Genomic DNA, 20,571 nt, shown 5'->3' on the forward strand with positions numbered 1-20,571 from the left:
GCGTTTCACGTGAAACAATTTTATTGCGAATCACTCACGATCTGGATTCGGATGTTTCACGTGAATCACTTGCCGATGCAGAACTGCGAGAATATCACACCCAAAAGATCTTCCACGTTCACGCGCCCGGTAATCCGCCCCAAAGCCTCTGACGCGGCCATCAGCTCGGAAGCCGCGATCTCGGAGCCGAGCACCCTCGCTTCAAGACCTGCTTCGATACGCGAAACTGCCTCGCGAAGCAATGTTTCGTGACGCTGCCGATTTGGCAGACCTTCAATACGGCCGGATCTCTGCGCCAGTTCCCGGGCAATAAGGTCGATCAGCTGCCGCACACCTTCACCCGATACGGCCGAGAGGGACAGGCTACCCGGCCCTTCGGTCACATCCCGGATATCCGACTTGCTGTGCACCCTGATGCAGGGAACATCCGGCAGTCGATCCGGAATCTCGGAATTTCCGTCATCCAGAAGCAGAATGAGATCCGCTGCCTCGGCCATCCGCAATGACCGGCGGATGCCTTCTGATTCCACCTCGTCCTCAGTCTCGCGGAGGCCGGCCGTGTCGATCACCCGGACCAGATGCCCGCCAATATCAAGCCTCACCTCGATGGAATCGCGAGTGGTCCCCGGGCGATCCGAGACAATGGCGACGTCACGGTCCGCCAACCGGTTGAGCAATGTCGACTTACCGACATTCGGCGCGCCCACCAATGCCACGCGGAAGCCGTCCCTTATTGTCTCGCCCCACTTAACGCATTGAATATGTTGTTCTATTTCAGATTTCAACGCGGTGATATCGGGCCAGACCTGATCTGCGACAGTACCGGGAACATCCTCTTCGTCGGCAAAGTCGAAATCCGCTTCGAGCATCGCCCTGCAATGGGTCAGGCGATGCATCCAGCCCTCATAGAGGCTGTTGAGGTGCCCGCCGGCCTGATCGAGCGCAGCGCGGCGCTGCATTTCCGTCTCCGCCGCCAAAAGGTCTGACAGGCCCTCGACGGCCGTGAGATCCATCTTGCCATTGTCGAACGCGCGGCGTGTGAACTCGCCGGCTTCCGCCTGGCGAAAACCATCAAGCGCGGAGAGCACCTCGAGAAATCGCGCAACGACCGCGCGGCTGCCGTGAAGATGAAATTCTCCACACTCCTCACCCGTAAAGGAGGCGGGTGCGGGAAAATAAAGGGCCAGCCCACGATCGATGGGCTGCCCGTCGCTGTCGCGGAACACGCGATAGGCGGCATGCCGCGCTTCCGGTACCGATCCGCATATCGTTTCGAAAGCGAATCGAGTCCCGGAACCGGAGATACGGATGACGGCCACGCCGGAAGGCAGACCCCCGGTCGAGAGGGAGAAGATCGTTTCGCTCACGAATCGCTCCCGCTGTTCTCAGTGGATCAGGTGTTCATCGAGTCGAAGAAATCCGAATTGGTCTTCGTCTGCTTGAGCTTGTCTATAAGGAATTCGATCGCATCCGTCGTGCCCATGGGCGCAAGGATCCGGCGCAGCACGAAGATCTTCTGCAGATCCTGGCGCTGAACCAGAAGGTCTTCCTTGCGGGTGCCGGACTTGAGAATGTCCATGGCCGGGAAGATGCGCTTGTCCGCCACCTTGCGGTCGAGAACGATTTCCGAGTTACCGGTGCCCTTGAATTCTTCGAAGATGACTTCGTCCATGCGCGAGCCGGTATCGATCAGCGCGGTGGCGATGATCGTCAGCGAGCCGCCTTCCTCGATATTGCGTGCGGCACCGAAGAAGCGCTTCGGACGCTGCAGGGCGTTGGCATCCACACCACCGGTCAGCACCTTGCCGGATGACGGCACCACGGTGTTGTAGGCGCGACCGAGACGGGTGATCGAATCGAGCAGGATCACGACATCGCGGCCATGCTCGACGAGGCGCTTGGCCTTCTCGATCACCATTTCGGCCACCTGCACGTGGCGAACGGCGGGCTCGTCGAAGGTCGAGGAGACGACCTCGCCCTTCACCGAACGCTGCATGTCGGTCACTTCTTCCGGACGTTCGTCGATCAGCAGAACGATCAGGTAGCATTCCGGATGATTTGCGGTGATCGAATGCGCGATATTCTGCAGAAGAACCGTCTTACCGGTACGCGGCGGCGCGACGATGAGGCCGCGCTGGCCCTTGCCGAGGGGAGCGACGAGATCGATCACGCGCGGAGAATTGTCCTTCGTGGTCGGGTTCTCGAGCTCCATCCGCAGCCGCTCCGTCGGATAGAGCGGAGTCAGATTGTCGAAATGGACCTTGTGGCGGATCTTCTCGGGATCCTCGAAGTTGATCGTGTTGACCTTGAGAAGCGCGAAATAGCGTTCGCCTTCCTTCGGGCCGCGGATCGGGCCTTCGACGGTGTCGCCCGTCTTCAGCGAGAAGCGGCGGATCTGCGAGGGCGAAATGTAGATGTCGTCCGGACCGGGAAGATAGTTGGCCTGCGCCGAGCGCATGAAGCCGAAACCGTCCTGCAATACCTCGACGACGCCTTCACCGATGATTTCCACGTCCTGGGCTGCAAGCCGTTTCAGGATGGCGAACATCAGCTCCTGCTTGCGCATGACGCTGGCGTTTTCCACCTCGACCGATTCGGCGAACTCCAGAAGGTCTGTCGGTGTCTTGTTCTTAAGCTCTTGAAGCTTCATTTCCTGCATGGGAAATCCGTATATTCTGATATTTGGAGAGTTGCGGATGGACCTGGAATGTTCGGCGAGCGCCGACGCGATACAAACATCCGCTAAGGAGATGCCACTTAGATAGCGTTTCACAGGAAACGCCGCAAGCCCCGTTTTCCGGCGCTCTCAATGGCGTCATGCGCCTATTCGCTCAGGAAAACGGTTTTATGATGACGAATATCACGATCCCGATCATCAGAACCGTCGGAATTTCATTGCGCATCCGCCACTGACGCGCCGTTCCCGGCCGCTCGCCGGCCGCGAACCGTTTCGCCGATTTCGCCAGATAGTGATGAAACCCGGTAAGACCCGCCACGAACAGGATCTTCAGCCACAGCCACAGGCCGATGAAACCGAAACCGAGCCAGGCGAGTGCCAGGCCGGCACCCCAGGTCACCATCATCGCCGGGCCCATGATGACCTTCAGAAGCCGGGATTCCATGACGATGAATGTGCGATCCGTTTCCGAATCCGGTTCACAATCGCTGTGATAGACGAAAATCCGGGGCAGGTAGAACAGCCCCACCATCCAGGAGATGACCGCAACGACGTGAAGGACCTTCAGCCACTCGTAGAGCCAGGGCGGCTGAAAGATGATGGCGAGAATTGCCAGGACGACGACCGCGGCGATCCAGAATGCCGCCTTGCGGGCCGCCCTGCGCCCCTCAGCGGCCGACACGGCCTTTTCCGGCCCCACGGAGCCTCTGCCGTTATCTTGCGCGCTCACGCCCGTCTCCAGCCTCTCACGCGTTCAACGAGCCGTGTGACGTTTTCGGGATCGGCCTGCGGGGTGATGCCATGGCCGAGATTGAAGATGAACGGACCTTCCGAGAGATCCGACATCACGCGGTCGATCCCCTCGTCCAGTGCCCTACCGCCGGCCACCATGAGAAGCGGGTCGAGATTGCCCTGAACTGCCCCACCCTGCTGGATCCTTCGTGCCAGCGAACGCGGCACAGTCCAGTCGAGCCCGACGCAATCCACGCCGGTGCGTTCCCGGTAATCCTCGAGAAGCGCACCCGCCCCCTTGGCAAAACCGATGATCCTGGCGCCCGGTCGCGCTGCCCGCACCAGATCGACGATCCTTTTCATCGGCCTTACGCAGAAACGGTCGAAATCGGTCTCGCTCAGAACACCCGCCCAGGAATCGAATATCTGCAGCGCGTCGGCACCCGCATCGAGCTGCTGGACCAGATATTCGGCAGAAAGCTCGCTGATCGCGTCGAGGAGTTTCAGGAACTCATCCGGATGGTTCATGGCAAACAGCCGCGCAGGGGCCTGTTCCGGTGTGCCGCGGCCGGCGATCATGTAGGTCGCAACCGTCCATGGAGCGCCGCAGAAACCCAGGAGCGCCGTTTCCTCCGGCAGGTCCCCGCGCAACCGCCGAACCGTTTCGAAGACCGGCCCAAGCTTCCTGGCGATTTCGGGTTTCGGAAGGTTTGCGATCTCCTCGGCAGAGATGGGATCCATTCGCGGCCCCTCGCCTTCCACGAAACGGACGTTCCGCTCCAAGGCATCGGGAATCACCAGGATGTCGGAGAAGAGGATGGAGGCATCGAGACCGAAACGCCGGATCGGCTGCATCGTCACTTCAACAGCCAAGTCCGGGGTGTAGCAAAGATCGAGAAAGCCGTTGGCTTGCGAACGGGTTGCCCGGTACTCGGGCAGGTAGCGTCCAGCCTGGCGCATCAGCCAGATCGGAGGCGGGGTGACCGCTTCACCTTCAAGGACTTTCAAGAGCTTTCTGACGGACGTCATCCCCAACCTTCCTAAATATAGAATCCTTTTTGAATAGGATTCTGTTTCTTAGAGTCTGTTGGTTCCCGGGATTAACGCCAATCCCCACGGGAGTCACAGGAAATCCACAGGCTGTGAAAATTAACCGCCGTTAACGAAGGCATGTAACGAATCCGGAAAATTCGGATTCGTGCAGTGATTCCAGTTAATTGCTGAAACAGGTAATTGGCGGTCCGCGACGAAATCCCGCATTCAACAACCAGGCTCCGGAATCGTGTCTGGCCTCTGTCCCGACTCCGGCCGGTGTGGAAAACCCGGTGGGTTGTCCTTGCCAAAACCCCCTTCCCCTCCTTACCTCGGGTTTCGTCCAGCTTTCTCAACAGTCGCGGATGTATTTTGTGGATCAGGGTAAAAACTATTTTCATCTCCACCTGATCTCCGATTCGACGGGGGAAACGCTGATGGCGGCCGGTCGCGCGGCGGCTGCCCAGTTCCATGGCGCCCAGGCGCTCGAGCACGTCTATCCGCTGATCCGCAACCGAAAACAGCTTCTCGCCGTGCTCGATGCGATCGATGGCGCGCCGGGGATCGTGCTCTACACCATCATCGACACCGATCTCGCCTCGATCATCGAACTCAAATGCCGTGACATGGGGCTTCCTTGCGTATCGGTGCTCGAGCCGGTGCTGCAGGTTTTCCAGCGTTATCTCGGTGCGCCGTCGAAGCGCCGTGTCGGCGCCCAGCACGACATGAACGAGGAATATTTCCGTCGGATCGACGCGCTGAACTTCACCATGGACCATGACGACGGCGTTCTGCCGGGGAATTTCGAGGATGCCGATATTGTCATTCTCGGCATTTCGCGCACGTCGAAGACGCCGACGAGCATCTATCTCGCCAATCGCGGCTTCAAGGTCGCCAATATCCCGATCGTCCAGGGCGTGCCGCTGCCGCAGGATCTCGTCAGGGCGAAAAAGCCTTTGATCGTCGGGCTCATCGCCTCGGTCGACCGGATTTCCCATGTCCGCCAGAACCGTATACTGGGTCGCACCGAGGGCTTTCAGGGCGAAGTCTATACCGATCGTTCGCTGATTTCCGAGGAAATCAAATATGCCCGGATGCTGTGCGACAAGAACGGCTGGCCGCTGATCGACGTCACTCGTCGCTCCATCGAGGAAACCGCGGCCGCCATTCTCGCGCTTCGTCCCAAATGGCGCTGATGCCGGACAGAGAGATATAAATGACACGAATAATTCTTGCCTCCACGAGCCCCTTCCGGAAGATGCTTCTCGGCAATGCCGGGGTTCGTTTCGAAACCGAATCGGCTGATATCGACGAGCGTGCCGTCGAGAAGGCAGTCGGGGGCAGCGGGATCTCGCCCGAGGACATGGCCACGATCCTGGCCGAAGCCAAGGCAAAGGATGTAGCCGCCCGGCATCCCGATGCGCTGGTGATCGGCGCTGACCAGACCCTTTCCTTCAACGACGAAATTCTCCACAAGCCTGCCGACATGGATGCGGCCCGGCGCCGGCTTCTTGCGCTTTCGGGCGGCACGCACGAACTCAACAGCGCTGTGGTGATCGCGCGTGGCGAAGAGGTTCTGTGGCGACATGTCTCGATCGCGCGCCTGACGATGCGCGATCTTTCGCCGGAGTTCGTCGGCCGCCATCTGGCCGAGGCGGGCGACGAGGTTCTCAAGAGCGTCGGCGCCTACCAGCTCGAAGGCGTGGGCGTTCAGCTTTTCGACAGGATCGAGGGTGACTATTTCACCATCGTCGGTCTGCCGCTCTTGCCGCTGCTGGCCAAGCTTCGCCAACTCGACGCGATCGACGGATAGGGGATTTCATGCGCCGCGCCTTCATCATCGGCGATCCCGTCGCCCATTCCCGCTCCCCCATGATCCATCGGTACTGGCTGGAAAAGCACGCGATTACCGGCGCCTACGAGCCTGTCCGGGTCGTTCCGGAGGCGCTGCCGGCCTTCGCCGCCGGCCTCAAGGACGGTGAAGCAGGCTTCGTCGGCGGCAATGTCACCATCCCTCACAAGGAGGCGATCTTCGCGCTCGCCGACGAGACCGAGGAGGTCGCCGAACTCATCGGTGCGGCCAATACGCTGTGGCTCGAGGATGGAAAGCTCAAGGCCACCAATACCGACGCCTATGGTTTTGCCGCCAATCTCGATGCGGAAGCACCCGGCTGGGACAAGGGCGGGAAGGCAGTCGTCCTCGGCGCCGGCGGTGCCAGCCGGGCCATCCTGTTCTCGCTGATCGAGCGCGGCTTTTCGGATATCGTCCTCGTCAACCGCACCGTGGCGCGGGCAGGAGAACTGGCCAAACGTTTCGGATCCGACTCGATAACCGCAGCACCTCTGGCCGAGCTCGGCGCCGCGCTCGTTGGCGCCGGGCTTTTCGTTAACACCTCGTCGCTCGGCATGGAGGGTTCGGCGACGCCAGACCTTGATTTCTCGGTCATGGCGAAGGGTGGACTGGTGACAGATATCGTCTATGCGCCGCTCGTCACGCCGTTCCTCCGGAAAGCCAGAAGTCAGGGACTGGCCACTGCCGACGGTCTCGGCATGCTGCTCCACCAGGCCGTTCCCGGTTTTGAGAAGTGGTTCGGCACGCGGCCCGAGGTCGATGCGGAGCTTCGCGCCATGATCGTTGCCGATCTGGAGGTCCATTGATGCTGCTCCTGGGGCTCACCGGATCGATAGGGACCGGAAAATCGACGACGGCGAAAATGTTCGCCGCCCATGGCATTCCCGTCAACGATGCCGACCAGGTGGTTCACGAACTCTATGCGGGCGAGGCAGCACCGCTGATCGAGACGGCCTTTCCCGGCACCACGGCCGATGGAAGGGTGGATCGCACCATACTTGCCGGGCAACTCATCGACGATCCGGAAGGCTTCAAGCGACTCGAAGCGATCGTCCACCCGCTGGTGCGCCGGAAGGAGGCCGAGTTTCTTGCCCGGGAGCGGGCAAAAGATACGCCCGCGGTGCTTCTCGACATCCCGCTTCTGTATGAAACCGGTGGCGAAAGCCGGCTCGACAAGGTGATTGTGGTGACCTGCAGTCCCGAGACACAGGCCGAACGCGTGCTTGCCCGTCCCGGAATGACGGAGGAAAAGTTCAAATCCATCCTTGCGCGACAGGTGCCCGACGCGGAAAAAAGGAAACGCGCCGATTTCATCGTCGATACCGGACACGGTATCGATGCCGCGCGCGAACAGGTGAGGGACATTCTCGCCGAACTGGGCCTCGAGACGAAAGAACCGGGCGATGCGTGAGATCATCTTCGATACGGAAACGACAGGTCTGGAAAACAAGAACGACCGGATCATCGAAATCGGCGGCGTGGAACTGGAAAACATGTTCCCGACCGGCCGTTCCATCCATCTCTACATCAATCCCGATGGCCGCGACATCCACCCGGACGCCCAGGCCGTTCACGGCATCACGGCCGAATTCCTGGCCGACAAGCCGGTGTTCGCCGACGTCGTTCAGGAGATCATCGATTTCTTCGACGGCGCCAAATATGTTGCCCACAACGCCAATTTCGACATGGGTTTCGTCAATGCGGAATTTGCGCGGCTTGGTATCCCGGCCGTCGATCCGGCGCGTGTGATCGATACGCTGGCGATTGCCAGACGCCGCCATCCCATGGGCCCCAACAGTCTCGACGCGCTGTGCCGGCGCTACGGCATCGACAACTCGCACCGTACCAGACACGGCGCGCTTCTCGACGCCGAACTTCTTGCCGACGTCTATATCGAGATGAATGGCGGGCGTCAGGCGGCGCTGGGTCTCGTCAATCAGGGCGATCAGAATCCGGCTGACGATGAAGTCGCGGTCGAGATGGTTTCCTATGGGGAGCGTCCGGCGCCCCTGCCCTCGCTTCTGACCGAGGACGAGTTCGTCGCCCATGAAAAGCTCATCGCCCGGATGGGCGACAAGGCCTTGTGGCGCAAGCACGCCTGAGCGGATATCCGGCAATTATAAAGGAAAACGCCCGGATCTCTCGATCCGGGCGTTTTTGTGCCGAGTATCGAATCCGGCTTAGTTTGTCGTCTGGGTGTTTGCCGCGGTCTGCTGCTTGAGCTGTTCGGCGGCCATGCGCTGCTGGAACATCTGGGCAAAATCGATCGGGTCGATCATCAGCGGCGGGAAGCCGCCATTGCGCGTGGCGTCCGCGATGATCTGGCGTGCGAACGGGAACAGAAGGCGCGGGCACTCGATGAAGAGCAGCGGCAGCATGTGTTCCTGCGGGAAGTTGGCGATGCGGAAAACGCCGCCATATACCAGCTCGACATTGAAGACCGTCTTGTCGCCGGACTTGGCTTCGGCATTGAGCTTGAGCACCACGTCGTAATCGCTCTGGGCGATCGGATTGGCGTTGACGTTGACGTTGATGCTGATCTCGGGTGCCTTCTCGCGATTGACGAGTGTCTGCGGTGCGCCCGGGTTCTCGAAGGAGAGATCCTTCACGTACTGCGCGAGAATGTTGAGTGAAGGTGCCGCGCCGCCATTCGGGGCTGCGTTGCCTTCATTGGCTGCCGTTGCTTTAGGTTCTTTGGCCATCTGGCGTTCCTCAAAACTTGGGTTTCACAAGTCGTGAACCCTGATAATCCCGGGCGAGGGGCTAGCATTTAGCTCCGCTGCTTACAACCCGTTTAGCGATCAGGCTCGCTTCCGGAGCGCGAATCGGCACGGTTTTCGATGGTTTGGCCATCCTCGCGCCAGGGCGAATCCGGGTTCGGACGTCGCGGGCCGTCATCGCGGTAGTCGCTCTCGTCGAGATCGAAAACCGGTCCCTGCCCGCGTGCGCCGCCGGGGCCTCCACGGGGTCCTGCACTGGGGCCGCGCGGCCCGCCGGCACCGGTGAAAACCGTGCGCGAGCCGACGATGGTGATCTTGTCCTTGAGCAGTTTCCAAGCCCCGTCGCGGATTGCCGGAACGAAGAGCAGGAAGCCGAGCGTATCGGTCACGAAGCCAGGCGTCAGCAGAAGCACACCGGCAACCAGGATCATCGCGCCGTGGACGAGATCCCGTCCGGGAATGCGCCCCGCATCCGTTTCCATCCGGATGCGATTGAGGATGCCGATCCCCTGCCATCTCAACAGCGCGCTGCCGATGACCGCGGTGACGAGGACCATCGCCAGCGTCGGCAGCACGCCGATTGCGTCGCCGATGACGATGAAGGCCGCGATCTCGGCGATTGGGATGATGATCAGGGCAAGAGGAATGAGGCTGAAACGCATGAATTTCCGGGTCCGGGACATTTGGGCGCAGCCATTTCGGGCTGCGATGAGGTTCTGACGCCCGATTTAATTGCCGATTAAATTGATTGACGGGCACGTGGCGATTATATGCAAGCCTGTACAGGATTAAACCGAAAGAAGGCTGGAATGGGTTCGTTCGACGTCGTCACCTTCATATTCTTCATCGTGGCAGTGGTGATCTTCATCCAGCTGCGGTCGGTGCTTGGTCGGCGCGATTCCAGCGACGACGCCCGCATCGAGCGCCGTCGCGCCCGCCGTGAAGCACCGCCGATCCCGTCAGACGACCCCAAGGTGGTGACGCTTCCCTCCCGTGGCAAGGACGGCGAGCCGCAGCCGGACCAGATGGAGGCGATCGATGCCTATGCGCCGCGGGGCACCGACCTCAATGAAGGTTTGCGCGGGGTAAAGGCCGCCGATCCGTCCTTTGATCCGAAGGAATTCGTCAAGGGCGCCAGCATGGCCTACGAGATGATCGTCACCGCCTATGCGGAAGGTGATCGCAAGACGCTGCGCAATCTTCTCTCCCGCGATGTCTATGACGGCTTCGTCGCCGCCATCGAGGAACGCGAGGCGGCCGGCCAGACCATGCGCTCGAATTTCGTCGGGATCGAGAAATCGGCGATTACCCAGGCGGAAATGAAGGGCTCGGAGGCCAATCTCACCCTCCGTATCGTCAGCCAGCTCATTTCCGCGACGTTCGATGCCGACGGCAAGCTGGTGGACGGCGACGCGGAGGAAGTGTCCGAGGTCAACGATGTCTGGACATTCGCGCGCGACACCCGCTCGCGCGATCCGAACTGGCGCCTGATCGCCACCGAAGCCGATCAGTGAGCCCTCTCTCCCTCCGCCCTGTCCGGTTCGAGGAGATCGAGGGATGGGCGGGGGACGACATGGCGGGCGCGCTTCGCGCATTCCGCCGGACCGCAATCCATGCGCTGAAAAAGGGGCCCTATAAGCAGGGCTCCGCGTCACCGCCGCCTGAAAGCCTCATCACCGTCTATGAGGCGGCGCGGGTGACCGATCCGCTGCGGATCACCAATGCGGCGGCCCGCACCTTCTTCGAAACGTATTTCGACGCCTATCGCGTCGAGCCGGGCGAGGGCGCGGAGGGCAAGGTCACGGCCTATTACGAGCCGACCGTCGAAGCCCGCCGCGAGAAGGCCGGCGATTTCGTCCACCCCTTTCTGCGCCGTCCGCCCGAACTGGTGAAGGTCGCCGATCCCGACACTCCGCCGGAGGGAGTGCCGAAGGGATTTGCCTTTGCGCTGCAGACGGGAGAGGGTCTGGTTGAAAGCCCGGACAGGCAGGCCGTCGATCAGGGTGCCTTTGCCGGACGCGATCTCGAAATCGCCTGGGCCCGCGACAAGGCCGATGTGTTCTTCACCCAGGTTCAGGGCTCGGCGCGGCTCGATTTCGGCGACGGCAGCGGCATGCGAATCGGCTATGCCGCGAAATCCGGCCATCCCTTTACCGGCATCGGGCGCATTCTCGTCGAACGCGGCGAGATCCCGCAGGCGGAGATCTCCATGCAGACGATCCGCAAATGGCTCGCCGACCATCCGGACGAGGCCGATGCGCTGATGTGGGAGAACCGTTCCTACATCTTCTTCCGTGAGATCGAGATACCCGATGATGCTCCGGGACCCATCGGTGCTGCCGATGTCCCGCTGGAGCCCGGCCGCTCGCTTGCCGTCGACAGACTGATCCATTCCTTCGGTACGCCGATTTTTGTTTCCGCTCCGAATCTTCGGGATTTCGATGCGCCGAAACCCTTTCGTCGGTTGATGATTGCGCAGGATACGGGCTCGGCCATCGTCGGTCCGGCGCGCGGCGATCTCTATGCCGGCGGCGGCGATCGCGCCGGGGAACTTGCGGGCGGGGTAAACGCCGTGGCAAGTTTCACCCTGTTGTTCCCGCGCGCCTGACACCGGTTTCTCTCGCCCATGGCTGATAAGAACTCAAAACTGTCCCACGAGGACCGGATCATCTGGGAGAAAGTGGCCCGGACGGTCACCCCGTTGCCGGGCAGGAAGAGGGTCGAGGTGACGGAGACACCGGAAACCATGGCCTCGTTGATGGGGGATGGCGTGGTCCGGAACGGCCCCGCGGCCGGGCTTGTCGCCGAAAGGCAGCCCGAGCCGCGCGATCGCCAGCCGCGCATGCGTGCCCACCGGCTCCATCCGATCGAGCGTCCCACCGTCAAGAAGATCAGCAAGGGACGTATCGCCATCGACGCCCGTCTCGATCTCCACGGCCTCAAGCGCGCCGAGGCGCACAATCTTCTTTATGATTTTCTCGCCCGCGCCCGCGAGCGGGGTTTGCGGCATGTCCTCGTCATCACCGGCAAGGGGCGTTCGGGCGGCAGCGAGGGGGCGTTGCGCCGCGAAGTGCCGCAATGGCTCGACAAGCCGGAATTTCGCTTGCTCGTGTCCGGTCTGGAAACGTCGTCGCGTGCCCATGGCGGCGAAGGCGCGCTCTATGTCAGGCTGCGCCGCACCGGCGAGCCGCGCTCATGACGCCTTTTGGAGAAGCCGTGCGCAAGCTGCGCGCCGAACGCGGCATCAGCCAGAAGGAGATGGCCGCTCATCTCGGTGTCTCCGCGGCCTATCTTTCGGCGCTCGAACATGGCCAGCGCTCCGAGCCGAGCTGGGAGCTCGTCCAGCGCATCATCGGCTTTTTCCATATCATCTGGGACGAGGCGGAGGAGTTGCAGCGCCTGGCAGCCCTGTCCCGGCCCAGGATCGTCATCGATGCACGCAACATTCCGCCGCGCTCGGCAATTCTTGCCAACAGGCTGGCGGAAGCCTGGCCGGAACTCGACGATGAAAACCTGGCTGCGATCGAGCAAGTGCTGAACCGCAAGCAAGGCGATGACTCCGGCTAATTACTGCCGATGATCGACCGCAGCTCGGCTTCCTTTTCATTGACGAGCCAGCCGTAATAATTTTCTTCCGGCATGCGGCTGCCGCCTTTTCCGCCATTCTTCCGGGCAAGCGCCTGAGCCCGCGCTTTCGCGCCGCCGATATTGTAGAGGGTGGCGGTGATGCCGGGATTTTTCGAGATGTCGAATCCGGCTATGGTCCTGTAGTCGTCAATGTCCGCCCGGATGGACGCCGCCATGTAGGCAAGGGTCGAATCGGGATCCATGATCGCCTCGTAGACGCCGGAGGCGTTGTCGGCGGAAATCCGCTTGATGCCGGCAACCTGTACGGCGAGATCCTGGTTGGTCAGCGCCGTCAGCGGGCTGAGCTGGCCGAGGCCGAAGGTCTGGCCCGCATAGAACGGCTCGAAGAAAACCGCATTGAAACGGTTGTTCGGATAGCTCTTGCCGCCCACGGTCTTGCCGCGGAATGTCGAATCCCAGACATCCTGCCGGCAGCTCCAGGTATCGCGGCTGTTCGACAGGGATTTGCAGGCGTCGAACTCGGGCCGATCCACGAAATCGGAAACCGCCTCGCCCTTGTAGTCGAAGCGGAAGCGTTCGCCCGCATAGGACATCGCCTTGACGTAATAGGTCTGCAGATGGTCGTAGGCGTCCACATTATAGGTGTGTTCGCCGACCAGCGCGCCGACGATGTGGATCGGATCGATCCCGAACATCGAAGCCGTCTTGCGGATCTTCGACTTGAGCCGCTTGTCCGTCGCGATGAGGTCGCGGATCTTTTCGTATTTCTGCTCGAAAGTGGACTTGAGCGCCTGCGTCCGGCGCTTCGATGCACCGGGTATGGCCGGCTGCTCGACATTGCGGTTGCCCGCCGGCACCGTCACCGCGGCAAGGGACGGAAGCGTCGTGGCGGCAATGAAGGCCCCGGCTGCGACAGCGAGCAGAAGCCTGCCTTTGGAAAATGCCACGACGTGTCTCCTCCTGAATGTACCGGGCCCTTGCCGCGCCGGCGTGCTCACCGGCTGCGGCTGATAGGCGGGGCCCGTTCCTTAGAGGATGAAACGTGACAAATCTGTGTCCTGGGCCAGGTCGCCAACGTGCTTCCGGACATAATCCGAATCGATCTTCATTGTCGAGCCTGACTTGTCCGGCGCCTCGTAGGAGATCTCGTCGAGAACGCGCTCCATCACCGTCTGCAGGCGACGGGCGCCGATGTTCTCCAGCGTGCCGTTCAGGTGAACCGCGACTTCGGCCAGGGCGTCGATCGCATCCTCGGTGAAGTCGAGCGTCACGCCTTCGGTCTGCATCAGCGCCACATACTGCTTGATGAGGCTGGCTTCGGTCTCGGTGAGAATGCGGCGGAAATCGTCCTTTTCCAGCGCCCGAAGCTCGACGCGGATGGGCAGACGGCCCTGCAGCTCGGGCAGGAGGTCCGACGGCTTGGACACGTGGAAGGCGCCCGATGCGATGAAGAGGATATGGTCGGTCTTCACCGGCCCGTATTTGGTGGCGACGGTGGAGCCTTCGACCAGCGGCAGAAGGTCACGCTGCACGCCTTCGCGGGAAACCCCCGCACCCATGCCGCCGTCCCGATTGGCGATCTTGTCGATCTCGTCGATGAAGACGATGCCTTCGTTTTCGGCCAGCTTGAGCGCTTCGGCCTGGATCTGCTCCATGTCCAGAAGCTTGTCGGATTCGTCGTTGACCAGCATGTCGTGCGACTGTTTGACGGTCGTCTTGACCTTGCGCTGGCGCCCGCCCATCGCCTTGCCGAACAGGTCGGAAATGTTCATCACGCCGATATTGCCGCCCGGCATGCCCGGGATCTCGAAATTCGGCATGCCGCCCGAAGTGTCGCTGACCTCGATCTCGATTTCCTTGTCGTCGAGTTCGCCCGCGCGCAGCTTCTTGCGGAAGGAATCGCGGGTGGTCGGCGAGGCGGTCGCGCCGACGAGCGCGTCGAGCACCCGTTCCTCGGCACTGATATGGGCCTTGGCCTTGACCTCGTTGCGCTTCCTGTCGCGCACGATGCCGATGCCGACCTCCACGAGATCGCGGATGATCTGCTCCACATCGCGGCCGACATAACCGACCTCGGTGAACTTGGTGGCTTCCACCTTCATGAAGGGTGCGCCGGCAAGTTTCGCCAGCCGCCGGGAAATCTCGGTCTTGCCGACGCCGGTCGGTCCGATCATCAGGATGTTCTTCGGCGTCACCTCGTCTTTCAACGGCCCCTCGAGCTGCTGCCTGCGCCAGCGGTTGCGAAGCGCAATCGCTACGGCGCGCTTGGCGTCCTTCTGGCCGATGATGTAGCGGTCGAGCTCGGTGACCGTTTCGCGTGGGGAGAATGTGGTCATTTCGAATACCTGCGGAATTGTCTCGCAAAAATGGGATGGATCGCGCGCGGATTACTCCGCGTCCAGCGTTTCCATGACGATGTTGCCGTTGGTGTAGACGCAGATGTCGCCTGCGATCTCCATGGCGCGCCGGGCAATGTCCTCGGCCGACTTGTCGGTGTCCATCAGCGCGCGCGCTGCAGCGTAGGCGTAGTTGCCGCCCGATCCGATGGCCATCGTGCCGTGTTCGGGCTCAAGCACGTCGCCATTGCCGGTGATCGCCAGGGTCACCGACTTGTCGGCGACCAGCATCATGGCTTCGAGCCGGCGGAGATAGCGGTCGGTACGCCAGTCCTTGGCCAGTTCAACCGCGGCGCGGGTGAGTTGGCCCGGATACTGCTCGAGCTTGGCTTCGAGCCGCTCGAGAAGCGTGAACGCGTCGGCGGTTGCGCCGGCGAACCCGGCGATGACCGAACCGTCCTTGCCGATGCGGCGGACCTTGCGCGCATTGCCCTTCATCACCGTCTGGCCGAGGCTGACCTGTCCGTCGCCCGCCATGACGGCCTTGCCGTTCTTGCGAACCGTGATGATGGTTGTGGCATGCATGCTGCCAAAGGGATTGTCTTCGGCCATGGGGTAATCCTTGCTTTGCTTGGCCGGCGGAGCGGCCTGACTTTGGTTCCCGCCATATGTAAGCAGGGCAAACGTGATTGCAAACTCGCGCGGTTCGGCCCTCATTGCCGGCGGCCCTTGTCTGGATATTTCGCCGGGGTGCTGATATTGAGCGCGGGAAACATCGACCGGCCCCTATTCGGCCGGCACATGACGGACCGGAGATGCCCGAATGGCACAGCCTTCGAAGAACCGCGCGGCGGAAGTCGCCCGCAAGACTGGGGAAACGGATATCGCCGTGGCGGTATCGGTCGACGGCACCGGCCGCTCGACGATCGAGACCGGTGTGGGCTTCTTCGATCACATGCTCGAACAGCTTTCGCGCCATTCCCTCATCGACATGGAGATCAAGGCCAAGGGCGATCTGCACATCGACGATCACCACACGGTGGAAGATGTCGGCATTGCCATCGGACAGGCCCTCAACAGGGCGCTCGGCGACCGCAAGGGCATCTGCCGCTATGCCTCGATCGACCTTGCCATGGACGAGACGCTGACCCGCGCCGCAGTCGACGTGTCGGGACGGCCCTTTCTGGTCTGGGACGTCGCCTTCACTGCGCCGCAGATCGGCACATTCGATACCGAACTGGTGCGCGAGTTCTTCCAGGCCCTGTCCCAGCACGGCGGCATCACGCTTCACGTGACCAATCACTACGGTGCCAACAGCCATCATATCGCCGAAAGCTGCTTCAAGGCGGTGGCGAGGGTGCTGCGCACCGCCTGCGAGATCGATCCGCGCATGGCCGATGCAATTCCCTCGACCAAAGGCATGCTGGTCTGAGTGCGATACTGAACCATCGGGCGCCGGAATTTTCGTGAAAGGGAGAGGTCGATGGCCTCCTACGCGATCTTGTCAGACAGAAATGCGCCGGGCGGCGACGAAACCGCCCGCGTCATTGCCGACCGCTTTGCCTGGCCGGCTTTCGCTTTCGGCGGCTTCTGGCTGTTGTGGCACCGTGCCTGGTTTGCCGGCGCGCTGGTGCTGATCGCGGATCTGACCATCCCGCTGCTGCTCTATCCGGGCGGCTATGCCGGTCTCGCCCTGGCCTTGGATATCGCGCTGGCGTTGATCGTCGGCCTGGAAGGCAATGCCTGGCGGCTCGATGCCGAGGAACGCCGCGGCAGGCGCATCGTCGATATCGTCGAGGCGCCTGATCCGGATACCGCCTTCGAAATCTATGCCTATCGCGCCGCAGCCCGCGCACTGCCGAAAACCCCGCCGCCGCTGCCCGGCAGGAATAACCAGCTTGTGCGGCCCCGTCCCGCGAGCACGCCCGACATGATCGGCCTCGTTCCTTCCCGCCGGGAGGGGTGAGGCATGACCGGAAGTTCAGCCATGAAAGTTGCCATCATCGATTACGGATCGGGCAATCTCCGCTCCGCGACCAAGGCTTTCGAGCGCGCCGCCCGTGAACACGGGATCGATGCCGAGATCATTCTGACAGACAAGGCCGAGGTGGTGGCCGCTGCCGATCGCGTCGTTCTGCCGGGCGTCGGCGCCTATGCGGATTGCCGCGCCGGGCTCGACGCCGTGGACGGCATGGTCGAGGCGCTCAGGGACGCCGTGGAAGCCAAGGCGCGTCCGTTTCTCGGCATCTGCGTCGGCACCCAGTTGATGTCCTCGCGCGGTCTCGAAAAAACCACCACGGAAGGGTTTGGCTGGATCCCCGGCGACGTGGTTGAAATGCAGCTCGCCGACCCCTCGCTGAAGATCCCGCAGATCGGGTGGAACACGATCGACGTCAGGAAGGCGCATCCGCTGTTTGACGGCATTCCGACAGGGCCGGACGGACTGCACGCCTATTTCGTCCACTCCTACCACCTGGCCGCGACCGATCCCGACCATGTTCTGGCGACGACCGAATATGGCGGCGCCGTCACCGCGTCCGTGGGCCGCGACAACATGGTGGGCACGCAGTTTCACCCCGAAAAGAGCCAGACCCTCGGCCTGGCCCTTATCGCCAATTTCCTCCGGTGGAAGCCGTAAGCATGAGCAAGAAGATCCTCTTTCCCGCCATCGACCTCAAGGACGGCCAGTGTGTCCGCCTCAAGCTCGGCGAAATGGACACGGCGACCGTCTATAACGACGATCCCGCCGCACAAGCCAGGGCCTTCGAGGAGATGGGCTTTGAATGGCTGCATGTCGTCGATCTCAACGGCGCCTTCGAGGGCCAGTCGGTCAACGGCGCGGCCGTCGAATCGATCATCAAGGCCACGAAGAACCCGGTGCAGCTCGGCGGCGGCATCCGCACGCTCGCCCATATCGAGACCTGGCTGTCCAAGGGCCTGTCGCGGGTCATTCTCGGCACCATAGCCGTGCGCGATCCGAAGCTGGTGCGCGAGGCCTGCAAGTTCTTCCCCGGCCGCGTCGCCGTCGGCATCGATGCCAAGGGCGGCAAGGTGGCGGTCGAGGGCTGGGCGGAAGCCAGCGAGCTCGGCGTCATCGAGATGGCCAGGCGTTTCGAGGGCGCGGGCGTTGCCGCGATCATCTACACGGACATCGACCGAGACGGCATTCTGACCGGCATCAACTGGGACGCCACCATCGAACTTGCCGGCGCGGTGTCGATCCCGGTCATCGCCTCGGGCGGGCTCGCATCGCTCGACGATATCCGCCGCATGACCGAGCCCGATGCATCGGGCCTCGAAGGCGCCATTTCCGGCCGCGCCCTCTATGACGGCCGCATCGATCCGGCCGAAGCGCTGGCGATCTTGAGATGATTGCCGTGCGCGGCGTGGTGAGAAAGCAAAAGCCAAATCAACAGAATCACTTAGGCCTGCCTGCATAAATGATTGAGTTTTATTGACAAATTGGCAGTTTTCTACTATATTTCACGTAAGTGGATTGGGGGTTCCCGGTCGGCGTCGAGCCTCGGAGTAGTCCGAGGCTTTTCGCTTATTTGGGGATGTATATGCCCCGGCTTGGCTGCGAGAAGCGGCGGGATCCCATTATTTTTCTTTGAATGAGTTCATACGCTCTATTGGCTTGCGCTGGCCTGAAAACCCGTAGGCCGAGCGGTCGTGCCGTCAGATCGGCGATCTGCATTCCCGTGGAATTGGTTCTCTTATCGGAGAAGTGAATGATGAAATTGGGGAAGCGTTCATGCAATTCGTTCTCGCCAGATGTGATGCGCCGAAACTCCAGCTCCAGTTCGTTATCCTCCTTCGAGCCCCTCTTCTCGAAAATGAAGTGCGTACGTCGGTCCACTTCGCCGTGTCGCTTAAGAAAGAGAGCGGCCTGCTGAAGGCAGATCTTGAGGCAGATTGAATAGGGATTTTCAGCAAAGAAGTCTGTACGCAGTTCATCCTTGTGGATCACCGTGGAGAATATCCGAAACGGGCTCTTCTTCACACATTCATTGAGGTCGGAAAGAAAGCGTTCCCTTAGCGTCTGATCCACAAAGATCCGGAAATCGTTTTTCTGCTTCCGTATGTCATGCTCATGCAGAACGATCGAATCGTGACCGAAATAGTGGAACTTCAGCCGCTGAAACCGAGGCACGACGCGGGTGCAGTATGTGTCCTTCCGGAACGCGCATAATGCCAGCGCAAAAACTGGATATCTCGGGTCTACCGAGATAAGAGAGTGGTCCCCGCTTTCGTCGGCGTAGAAGATATAGCTTCCATCTTGAGTTTTCATATGGAAATCCCGACCAATCCAGAGGTGTATTTGTAGTGACCCTCAAATCCCGTGTCATTCCCTGTTTCGACGTGACGGATGGGCGGCCCGCGACGCCCGCAGCGGCTTGCCCGCCAGGACGCGCATGCAAGAGAAACGACGCCAGGGAGATTTCACAATGACCCTCAAATCCCGCGTCATTCCCTGTCTCGACGTCAAGGACGGCCGCGTCGTCAAGGGGGTCAACTTCGTGGACCTCATCGACGCCGGCGATCCGGTCGAGGCCGCAATCGCCTATGACGCCGCAGGTGCCGACGAGCTCTGCTTCCTCGATATCACCGCTTCATCGGACAATCGCGAGACGATCTTCGACGTCGTGGCGCGCACCGCCGAACATTGCTTCATGCCGCTCACCGTGGGTGGCGGCGTACGCGCGGTGGCCGATATCCGCAAACTTCTTCTCGCAGGTGCCGACAAGGTGTCGATCAACACCGCTGCGGTGCAGAACCCCGACTTCGTGGCCGAAGCCGCCGACAAGTTCGGCAATCAGTGCATAGTGGTTGCGATCGATGCCAAGAAGGTTTCCGAAAAGGGTGAGACCGACCGCTGGGAGATCTTCACCCATGGCGGACGGACCCCGACCGGGATCGACGCCGTCGAGTTCGCACGCAAGGTGGTCGATCTGGGCGCCGGCGAAATCCTGCTGACATCGATGGACCGCGATGGCACCAAGGCGGGCTACGACATCGCGCTCACCCGGACGATCGCCGACGCCATCCCGGCTCCCGTCATCGCCTCGGGCGGGGTGGGCGACCTCGATCATCTGGTCGCGGGTATCCGGGACGGTCACGCGACGGCCGTGCTTGCCGCCTCGATTTTCCACTTCGGCACCTATACGATCGGCGAAGCCAAGCAACATATGGCAAAAGCCGGATTGCAGATGCGGCTCAACTGAGCCGGACCTGCGGATCGATCACTCCGACCGTCCAGCCTGACTTTCACGGGACATGACCTATGACCGATTTCACCCTTGCCGATCTCGAGGCCATCATCGCCAGGCGCGCCGCCGCCTCGCCGGAGGAATCCTGGACCGCCAGGCTCGTGGCATCCGGCATGGAAAAGGCCGCCAAGAAGCTCGGCGAGGAAGCGGTCGAAACCGTGATTGCCGGGATGAAGGGCGAGAAGGCGGAAATCGCGAGCGAATCCGCCGATCTTCTCTTTCATCTTCTCGTCGTGCTAAGGATGAGCGATGTGCCGCTGAGTGACGTTTTGGCGGAGCTTGAGCGGCGGACCGGCCAGAGCGGGATCGCGGAGAAGGCTTCCCGCAGCGCCAGCTGAACTGGCGATACGGCGGGGGGAGAATT

General features: G+C 61.5%; 25 protein-coding genes. 15 read left to right on the forward strand and 10 right to left on the reverse strand.

Annotation, left to right across the window (positions count from 1 at the left end; translation table 11 throughout):
- Positions 1-65: 65 nt before the first annotated feature.
- From mnmE to hemE, 4 genes are all read right to left on the reverse strand, one after another.
- A complete protein-coding gene (gene mnmE, locus E2A64_RS01325; RefSeq protein WP_133282648.1) occupies positions 66-1,367 on the reverse strand; it encodes a tRNA uridine-5-carboxymethylaminomethyl(34) synthesis GTPase MnmE in 1,302 nt (433 codons plus the stop codon).
- 26 nt (positions 1,368-1,393) lie between these two features.
- On the reverse strand, positions 1,394-2,659 hold the full coding sequence (gene rho, locus E2A64_RS01330; RefSeq protein ID WP_133282649.1) for a transcription termination factor Rho: 1,266 nt from the start codon (positions 2,657-2,659) through the stop codon (positions 1,394-1,396).
- Between the two features lie 172 nt (positions 2,660-2,831).
- Complete coding sequence (gene hemJ, locus E2A64_RS01335; RefSeq protein WP_428977435.1) at positions 2,832-3,407, reverse strand: protoporphyrinogen oxidase HemJ; 576 nt, start codon at positions 3,405-3,407, stop codon at positions 2,832-2,834.
- Positions 3,404-4,438, reverse strand: a complete 1,035-nt coding sequence (gene hemE / locus E2A64_RS01340; protein ID WP_133282650.1) for a uroporphyrinogen decarboxylase — start codon at positions 4,436-4,438, stop codon at positions 3,404-3,406. The genes hemJ and hemE overlap by 4 nt, the downstream gene beginning before the upstream one ends.
- A 368-nt stretch (positions 4,439-4,806) precedes the next feature.
- Between hemE and E2A64_RS01345 the strand changes: the two genes are divergently transcribed.
- Genes E2A64_RS01345 through dnaQ form a run of 5 tightly spaced genes read left to right on the forward strand, consistent with a single transcriptional unit; the run spans position 4,807 to position 8,395 of the window.
- On the forward strand, positions 4,807-5,637 hold the full coding sequence (locus tag E2A64_RS01345) for a pyruvate, water dikinase regulatory protein (RefSeq protein WP_428977436.1): 831 nt from the start codon (positions 4,807-4,809) through the stop codon (positions 5,635-5,637).
- 20 nt (positions 5,638-5,657) lie between these two features.
- On the forward strand, positions 5,658-6,254 hold the full coding sequence (locus E2A64_RS01350; RefSeq protein ID WP_133282652.1) for a Maf-like protein: 597 nt from the start codon (positions 5,658-5,660) through the stop codon (positions 6,252-6,254).
- Between the two features lie 8 nt (positions 6,255-6,262).
- Positions 6,263-7,099: a shikimate dehydrogenase gene (locus tag E2A64_RS01355; protein ID WP_133282653.1), complete on the forward strand. Its 837-nt coding sequence runs from the start codon at positions 6,263-6,265 to the stop codon at positions 7,097-7,099.
- Positions 7,099-7,704, forward strand: coding sequence for a dephospho-CoA kinase (gene coaE / locus E2A64_RS01360; RefSeq protein ID WP_133284200.1), 606 nt, complete (start codon positions 7,099-7,101; stop codon positions 7,702-7,704). The genes E2A64_RS01355 and coaE overlap by 1 nt, the downstream gene beginning before the upstream one ends.
- The gene (gene dnaQ / locus E2A64_RS01365) at positions 7,697-8,395 is read left to right on the forward strand and encodes a DNA polymerase III subunit epsilon (protein ID WP_133282654.1); all 699 of its coding nucleotides are present in this window, start codon (positions 7,697-7,699) and stop codon (positions 8,393-8,395) included. Before coaE ends, dnaQ begins: the two co-directional genes overlap by 8 nt.
- 78 nt (positions 8,396-8,473) lie before the next feature.
- Here the strand turns inward: dnaQ and secB are convergent, their stop codons facing one another.
- Complete coding sequence (gene secB / locus E2A64_RS01370; protein WP_133282655.1) at positions 8,474-8,995, reverse strand: protein-export chaperone SecB; 522 nt, start codon at positions 8,993-8,995, stop codon at positions 8,474-8,476.
- Positions 8,996-9,087: 92 nt separating this feature from the next.
- Positions 9,088-9,675, reverse strand: a complete 588-nt coding sequence (locus E2A64_RS01375; RefSeq protein ID WP_133282656.1) for an FxsA family protein — start codon at positions 9,673-9,675, stop codon at positions 9,088-9,090.
- Positions 9,676-9,822: 147 nt separating this feature from the next.
- Between E2A64_RS01375 and E2A64_RS01380 the strand changes: the two genes are divergently transcribed.
- The 4 genes from E2A64_RS01380 to E2A64_RS01395 are packed head-to-tail and all read left to right on the forward strand — an operon-like array spanning position 9,823 to position 12,580.
- A complete protein-coding gene (locus E2A64_RS01380) occupies positions 9,823-10,527 on the forward strand; it encodes a Tim44/TimA family putative adaptor protein (RefSeq protein ID WP_133282657.1) in 705 nt (234 codons plus the stop codon).
- Between the two features lie 59 nt (positions 10,528-10,586).
- The gene (gene mltA / locus E2A64_RS01385; RefSeq protein ID WP_133284201.1) at positions 10,587-11,621 is read left to right on the forward strand and encodes a murein transglycosylase A; all 1,035 of its coding nucleotides are present in this window, start codon (positions 10,587-10,589) and stop codon (positions 11,619-11,621) included.
- A gap of 18 nt (positions 11,622-11,639) precedes the next feature.
- On the forward strand, positions 11,640-12,212 hold the full coding sequence (locus tag E2A64_RS01390; protein WP_133282658.1) for a Smr/MutS family protein: 573 nt from the start codon (positions 11,640-11,642) through the stop codon (positions 12,210-12,212).
- A complete protein-coding gene (locus E2A64_RS01395; protein WP_133282659.1) occupies positions 12,209-12,580 on the forward strand; it encodes a helix-turn-helix domain-containing protein in 372 nt (123 codons plus the stop codon). Before E2A64_RS01390 ends, E2A64_RS01395 begins: the two co-directional genes overlap by 4 nt.
- On the opposite strand, the gene E2A64_RS01400 is transcribed toward E2A64_RS01395, so the two are convergent.
- The 3 genes from E2A64_RS01400 to hslV form a co-directional block, all read right to left on the reverse strand.
- Positions 12,577-13,548, reverse strand: coding sequence for a DUF1402 family protein (locus E2A64_RS01400; RefSeq protein ID WP_133282660.1), 972 nt, complete (start codon positions 13,546-13,548; stop codon positions 12,577-12,579). The two genes, E2A64_RS01395 and E2A64_RS01400, sit on opposite strands and share 4 nt — an antisense overlap.
- A gap of 81 nt (positions 13,549-13,629) precedes the next feature.
- On the reverse strand, positions 13,630-14,937 hold the full coding sequence (hslU, locus tag E2A64_RS01405) for an ATP-dependent protease ATPase subunit HslU (protein ID WP_133282661.1): 1,308 nt from the start codon (positions 14,935-14,937) through the stop codon (positions 13,630-13,632).
- A 51-nt stretch (positions 14,938-14,988) separates the two neighbouring features.
- A complete protein-coding gene (gene hslV / locus E2A64_RS01410) occupies positions 14,989-15,549 on the reverse strand; it encodes an ATP-dependent protease subunit HslV (protein WP_133282662.1) in 561 nt (186 codons plus the stop codon).
- Positions 15,550-15,760: 211 nt separating this feature from the next.
- Here hslV and hisB point away from each other — a divergent pair, with 211 nt between their 5' ends.
- From hisB to hisA, 4 genes are read left to right on the forward strand one after another with little or no spacing between them, the layout of a single operon-like run.
- A complete protein-coding gene (gene hisB, locus E2A64_RS01415) occupies positions 15,761-16,369 on the forward strand; it encodes an imidazoleglycerol-phosphate dehydratase HisB (protein WP_133282663.1) in 609 nt (202 codons plus the stop codon).
- A 51-nt stretch (positions 16,370-16,420) separates the two neighbouring features.
- Positions 16,421-16,903, forward strand: a complete 483-nt coding sequence (locus E2A64_RS01420; protein WP_133282664.1) for a DUF2628 domain-containing protein — start codon at positions 16,421-16,423, stop codon at positions 16,901-16,903.
- A gap of 21 nt (positions 16,904-16,924) precedes the next feature.
- Positions 16,925-17,575 carry an imidazole glycerol phosphate synthase subunit HisH gene (gene hisH / locus E2A64_RS01425; RefSeq protein ID WP_133282665.1) on the forward strand — a complete coding sequence of 217 codons (651 nt, stop codon included), beginning with the start codon at positions 16,925-16,927 and terminating at the stop codon, positions 17,573-17,575.
- 2 nt (positions 17,576-17,577) lie between these two features.
- Complete coding sequence (gene hisA / locus E2A64_RS01430; protein ID WP_133282666.1) at positions 17,578-18,309, forward strand: 1-(5-phosphoribosyl)-5-[(5-phosphoribosylamino)methylideneamino]imidazole-4-carboxamide isomerase; 732 nt, start codon at positions 17,578-17,580, stop codon at positions 18,307-18,309.
- A 175-nt stretch (positions 18,310-18,484) separates the two neighbouring features.
- Here hisA and E2A64_RS01435 read toward each other — a convergent pair whose 3' ends face one another.
- Positions 18,485-19,228: a DUF3800 domain-containing protein gene (locus E2A64_RS01435; RefSeq protein WP_133282667.1), complete on the reverse strand. Its 744-nt coding sequence runs from the start codon at positions 19,226-19,228 to the stop codon at positions 18,485-18,487.
- A gap of 157 nt (positions 19,229-19,385) precedes the next feature.
- Between E2A64_RS01435 and hisF the strand changes: the two genes are divergently transcribed.
- Both hisF and E2A64_RS01445 read left to right on the forward strand, forming a co-directional pair.
- Positions 19,386-20,162, forward strand: a complete 777-nt coding sequence (gene hisF, locus E2A64_RS01440) for an imidazole glycerol phosphate synthase subunit HisF (RefSeq protein WP_133282668.1) — start codon at positions 19,386-19,388, stop codon at positions 20,160-20,162.
- Between the two features lie 59 nt (positions 20,163-20,221).
- Positions 20,222-20,545, forward strand: coding sequence for a phosphoribosyl-ATP diphosphatase (locus tag E2A64_RS01445; RefSeq protein WP_133282669.1), 324 nt, complete (start codon positions 20,222-20,224; stop codon positions 20,543-20,545).
- Positions 20,546-20,571: the final 26 nt, after the last annotated feature.

It is taken from the genome of Pseudohoeflea suaedae (assembly GCF_004354915.1).
GTDB lineage: Bacteria > Pseudomonadota > Alphaproteobacteria > Rhizobiales > Rhizobiaceae > Pseudohoeflea > Pseudohoeflea suaedae.